This window comes from Mucilaginibacter sp. (genome assembly GCF_036383575.1).
Classification (GTDB): Bacteria; Bacteroidota; Bacteroidia; order Sphingobacteriales; family Sphingobacteriaceae; genus Mucilaginibacter.
This window is the reverse complement of record NZ_DASVOB010000715.1, coordinates 1-4686: the sequence shown is the minus strand read 5'-3', so window position 1 is coordinate 4686 and position 4686 is coordinate 1. Positions and strand designations below refer to the sequence as shown.

The following is a 4686-nucleotide window of genomic DNA, read 5'->3' as shown; positions in this document are numbered from 1 at the left end:
TAATACAATGGAGGCGCCCGGTAGCGAAACAGGATGGGGAAACCCGGCGATTAGCCAGCAACTCATTGATTTGGTGAAAAACAGCGGAATGAATGCAGTCCGGATTCCTGTACAGTATGACATGTCACATATTATTGACCGGTCAAAGGCGAAAATAGATCCGGCCTGGCTCAACCGGCTTAAGGAAGTGGTTCAATACTGTATCAATGATAATGTGTATGCAATGGTCGATATCCATTGGGACGGCGGTTGGCTCGATTGTACAGCCACAGGTGCAAAACAGGACTCCATAAATGCCAAGCAAAAAGCTTATTGGGAACAGATCGCTACGACCTTAAGGGATTTCGACGAACATTTACTGTTTGCAAGTGCCAATGAACCCAACGCAACGGATATACCTACAGCAAATGTGTTAATGCGCTATCATCAAACGTTCATCAACGCTGTGCGTAGTACCGGCGGCCGAAACACTTATCGTACCCTCGTAATTCAATCCCCTTCAACGTCAATTGATTTGGCAAACCAATACCTGAAAGCAAGTAATGTGTATAAGGTAGTGCAGTTACCGGTAGATCCGACACCTAACAAAATGATTCTTGAGTTTCATTACTACACTCCTTCTAATTTCTGCATTCTTAGTGCCGATGCAAGTTGGGGAAAAGAAAATTATTTTTGGGGGGCCAGCCTCCACACTAAAAATCCGCTTTTCCTGGACAGAAATTCAGCGGCTTCTACAGAAGAACATTATGTGGACTCCATATTCCATACTGCAAAAGTAAACTTTGTAGATCACGGTATACCTGTAATTATGGGTGAATTCGGGACAGAGTATCATGCGGACAAGTTGAAAGGCTTTCCGGTCGATTCGTTATTGTCTGTAAATTCGCAAATGCACTATTATCGATATGTTACACAGCAGGCGAAAACTAACGGCGTACTGCCTTTCCTGTGGGCGAGTGACGTTTTTAACCGTCAAACTAATAAAATCGGCAACCAGCGTACACTGGATTCGTTGAAAAGAGGCGGAGGTTTCTGATGCATATGCACATTTACCGTAAAAAACTCGATTCCCACACCTGCTATCTGCACCAGCCTGCAGGTGACACATAAATAGAGAGAGTTAGTTGATTATAAGTAAATGCCTGGGGCCTTAACAGGAGGTCCCGGCATTTTTAAAACAACCACTTCTAATTTCCCTTTATCTACAATAGACTTGGATAAAGGAACCGGGCCTGGTTGAGTTATTTAAAGTAACTATTGATGATATCAATATCAGATAGTTAAAATTAAACAAGCAAGAGTTAGTTGATTATAAGTAAATGTCTGGGACCTTAACAGGAGGTCCCGGCATTTTTTTTCGCGACTAACAGATCTGATTTACGGCATCTCCGGCCGGTTCAATTATTTTTCTCATCTTGAACAACGTTTGTTAAATTAACAAACCTTCTTTTAATTTACAGATGTGATCCGGTTTGATTTTTATAAAAATAAATATGGCAAGGAATTGCTTATTGATTGCTTTAATGTGGCCGAAATAACTCATCGAAGTTTATCGTTGCAAGAACTTCACGTAACCTCATTTTATGAGATGTTTTTCTTTAAGGAAGTAGCCGGGCACATTTTACTGGAAGATACCAAGCTGGAACTTGACGGACCGGTAGCTTTACTATTACCCCCCGCCCAACCGCGGCAATGGCACTTGCAAGGTTCCCCCGAAGGCATGGTTGTGATATTTGAGGGAGAGTTTATGGAAGCTTTTCTTAAAGATAATTATTTCCTGAACAGGCTTTATTATTTCGGCAACTCCGATGCTGCTGCCACGTTACCATTAAACAAAGAGGAAACAGACATATTGATTGAGCTATCGAAAAACATCAAACATGAAATTGATCTACTTGCCTCCGACAGCTATCACTTATTGAGGGCATATCTTTATCAATTGCTTATCGTGGTTAACAGAAGCTTTACAGTTCACTATCAATTGAAGGGTAATCTTTACCGAAACAGTGAAATTCTAAAATTCAGGGAATTTTTGAGGCAGAATATACGAATGAAGCAAACAGTTAAACAATATGCGGATTTGCTTGGTATTAACCGAAACCGCCTTAATCATTTATGCCAGGAAACCTTTGGAAAAAATGCACTGTCAATAATCCATGATGAACTGCTGAAATCCTGCAAAGGCGATTTATTAACTACTGGCAAAACCATTTCGGAAATTAGTTATGAACATAACTTTTCCGCGCCATCTAACTTTGTTCGCTTTTTTAAATCATTAACGAAACAATCCCCAGCCAGTTATCGCCAGGAATATGCAAATTGATAACAACTAAAGCATACTGATAGTATTGCCGGTTTTCACAGCGGTAGTTTTGCATCGTAATATTTAACTAAATAAAACGATGACAAATCAACTTCCAAAAGCAACCAGTTACATAGTAAAGGACAATGGAAATGTAAGGGTTCACACGCTGGTATCCCCGGCACCAATGTTTGCCAATGCGACACATATTATCGAACTGCCTGAAGAATTAATTCTGGTGGATGGACAATTTTTCGCTCAATATGGCCAGGAGTTTCGTGCGCTGGCCGACAGCCATCAAAAGCCTATAACCCGTTTTTATATAACGCATGATCATCCCGATCACTACCTGGGTATGGGTGACGCTTTTGCGGACGTAAAAGTTTATGCACTTCCGGAAATTATTGAATCACTATTGAAACACGGTCCAAAGCAATTGCAGGAAAAACAACAACAGATGAGCGGTCTTATCGCCAGCAAGCTTGCACTTCCGACAGAAACGGTAGAGCCTGGCGAAGAAATGATTGGCGGGATCAAGTTTATCTTTGAACGGGTTTTGAATACCGAATCACCCAGCGCATTGGTTATCAAACTTCCTGAATTAGGTATTGTAATTGCCCAGGACGTGCTTTATCATAATGCTCATGCGTTTGTTACGGGGCCTGTTGATGGCTGGAAAACCGTTTTGACGCAACTTAGAGCAGACGAAGGGTATGATATCATCCTGCCCGGCCATGGAAAACCTGCTGATAAATCTGCCATTGACAACGCATTGATATACCTCGATAAGAGCAGCGAGATATTATCCAAAACAAATAATGCGGAAGAATACAAGCAGGCGCTGTTAGCGGCCTACCCTTCTTACGCCGCGGCAAAGCTGATAGATATTTATAGCCCGATCCTATTTGGCAGCCAAAAACATTGATTAAATACTATCGTGTGCACGTTATTAATAGCACTTTAAAAGACCTTCGCTGAATGCGAGGGCCTTTTAAAGTATATCGTATCACGGACAGAATTACAACCCTTCACAAGCGCTATTGTCCAATTGCTTTAATAGCTAAAGTCGCTTCAGAAAGATCTGCTGAACTAACTGTAAGTTTAATATCACCGGCGTTATGATTGCTCCTGATAACTACCATCGCCTGCCCGTGCCATGCTTTGCGTGAGCTGCCTGTATACGCGTCAAAATCTTTTATATCGGCATTGTCAACTCCTGCTATTGTACCCTGCCCTTCAATCTTAAAATGCAAACGATTTGCCGCATTCGGTTCAATTACGCCGTTTTCATCCGTTATTTCAATTCTTACGTACGATAGATCCTGCCCATTAGCCAATATTTGTTTGCGATCTGCAATTAGTTTGATCTTTGCAGCATGACTGGAAGTTTGCAGAATAGCTGATGCTGTTTCCTTATCATTTTCGACAGCGACCGCCTTAAGGTTTCCGGAAGTATAAGGCACTGAAAAAGTAGCTTTATATTCCTGTGCTTCTGTCGTTGGCTTTTCACCGAGAAGTTTATCATTGAGGTACAGCCTTACTTTCGGATACTTTGAATATACCTCTACATCAATATTTTTCCCTTCAAAACCCGGCCAGGTCCAGCTTTCCCAGGTAGGCCATACCGACCACCAGGTTTCTTTGATTTCCAATGGCTCCGGTTTGGGTTCGCGGACAGCCATATATAACTTCTCTTTATTATTGTACAGCAGGTTCCTGTAATGTGATATGGGCTTTCTCCATCCAGTTAAATCTATATCACCGCAATAAGCACCGTGCCAGGGGAAAAAATCATTTTCCCAATGTTCTCCCGGCACATCGCCCGAATAATACCAGCGACCTATTCCCGACTCACCTAAATAATCTATCGCTGTCCATACAAAATCACCGATGATATAATTATTGTTTTGTACCAGCTTCCAGTTGGCGAAAGCATCGCGCGGATATGATTCTGTCTGAAAAATAACGCGGGCAGGAACCCTTTTATGATCTGCAGGGGCGCCTTGCAGCTGATAATTATAACCGCAAACATCATGAACCGCCATAAGGGAATCCAGTGATTCCCAGTCATTGCCCCACTTTACAATTGCCGATGTTACAGGTCTTGTGCTGTCAATGCTTTTAACAGTGCCGGCAAGCATTTTGGCGGTCGCAACGGCTTCTGGTTTATTCCTCTCAACCACTTCATTACCGATACTCCACATGAAAATCGATGGATGGTTCCTGTCTCGCAGCACCATTGTTTCGAGATCAAGTTTCGACCATTTATCAAAATATACCGAATAATCGTGCTTGTTTTTACCGATTCTACAACCATCAAAAGCCTCGTCAATAACCAATAAACCCAGCCTGTAACAAGCATCTAAAAAGGCTTCGGAAGGGGG

The 4686-nt window shown here is 42.1% G+C and carries 4 protein-coding genes; 3 read left to right on the top strand and 1 reads right to left on the bottom strand.

Features of this window, described 5'->3' with window-relative positions; genetic code table 11:
* From VF500_RS25710 to VF500_RS25700, 3 genes are all read left to right on the top strand, one after another.
* Positions 1-1036, top strand: a 1036-nt coding sequence (locus VF500_RS25710; protein ID WP_330862399.1) for a glycoside hydrolase family 5 protein, incomplete at its 5' end; no start/stop codon positions are given.
* 426 nt (positions 1037-1462) lie between these two features.
* A complete protein-coding gene (locus VF500_RS25705; RefSeq protein ID WP_330862398.1) occupies positions 1463-2323 on the top strand; it encodes a helix-turn-helix transcriptional regulator in 861 nt (286 codons plus the stop codon).
* A gap of 79 nt (positions 2324-2402) precedes the next feature.
* On the top strand, positions 2403-3227 hold the full coding sequence (locus VF500_RS25700; protein WP_330862397.1) for an MBL fold metallo-hydrolase: 825 nt from the start codon (positions 2403-2405) through the stop codon (positions 3225-3227).
* Positions 3228-3339: 112 nt separating this feature from the next.
* Here the strand turns inward: VF500_RS25700 and VF500_RS25695 are convergent.
* A partial coding sequence (locus VF500_RS25695; protein WP_330862396.1) for a DUF4982 domain-containing protein occupies positions 3340-4686 on the bottom strand: 1347 nt, incomplete at its 5' end.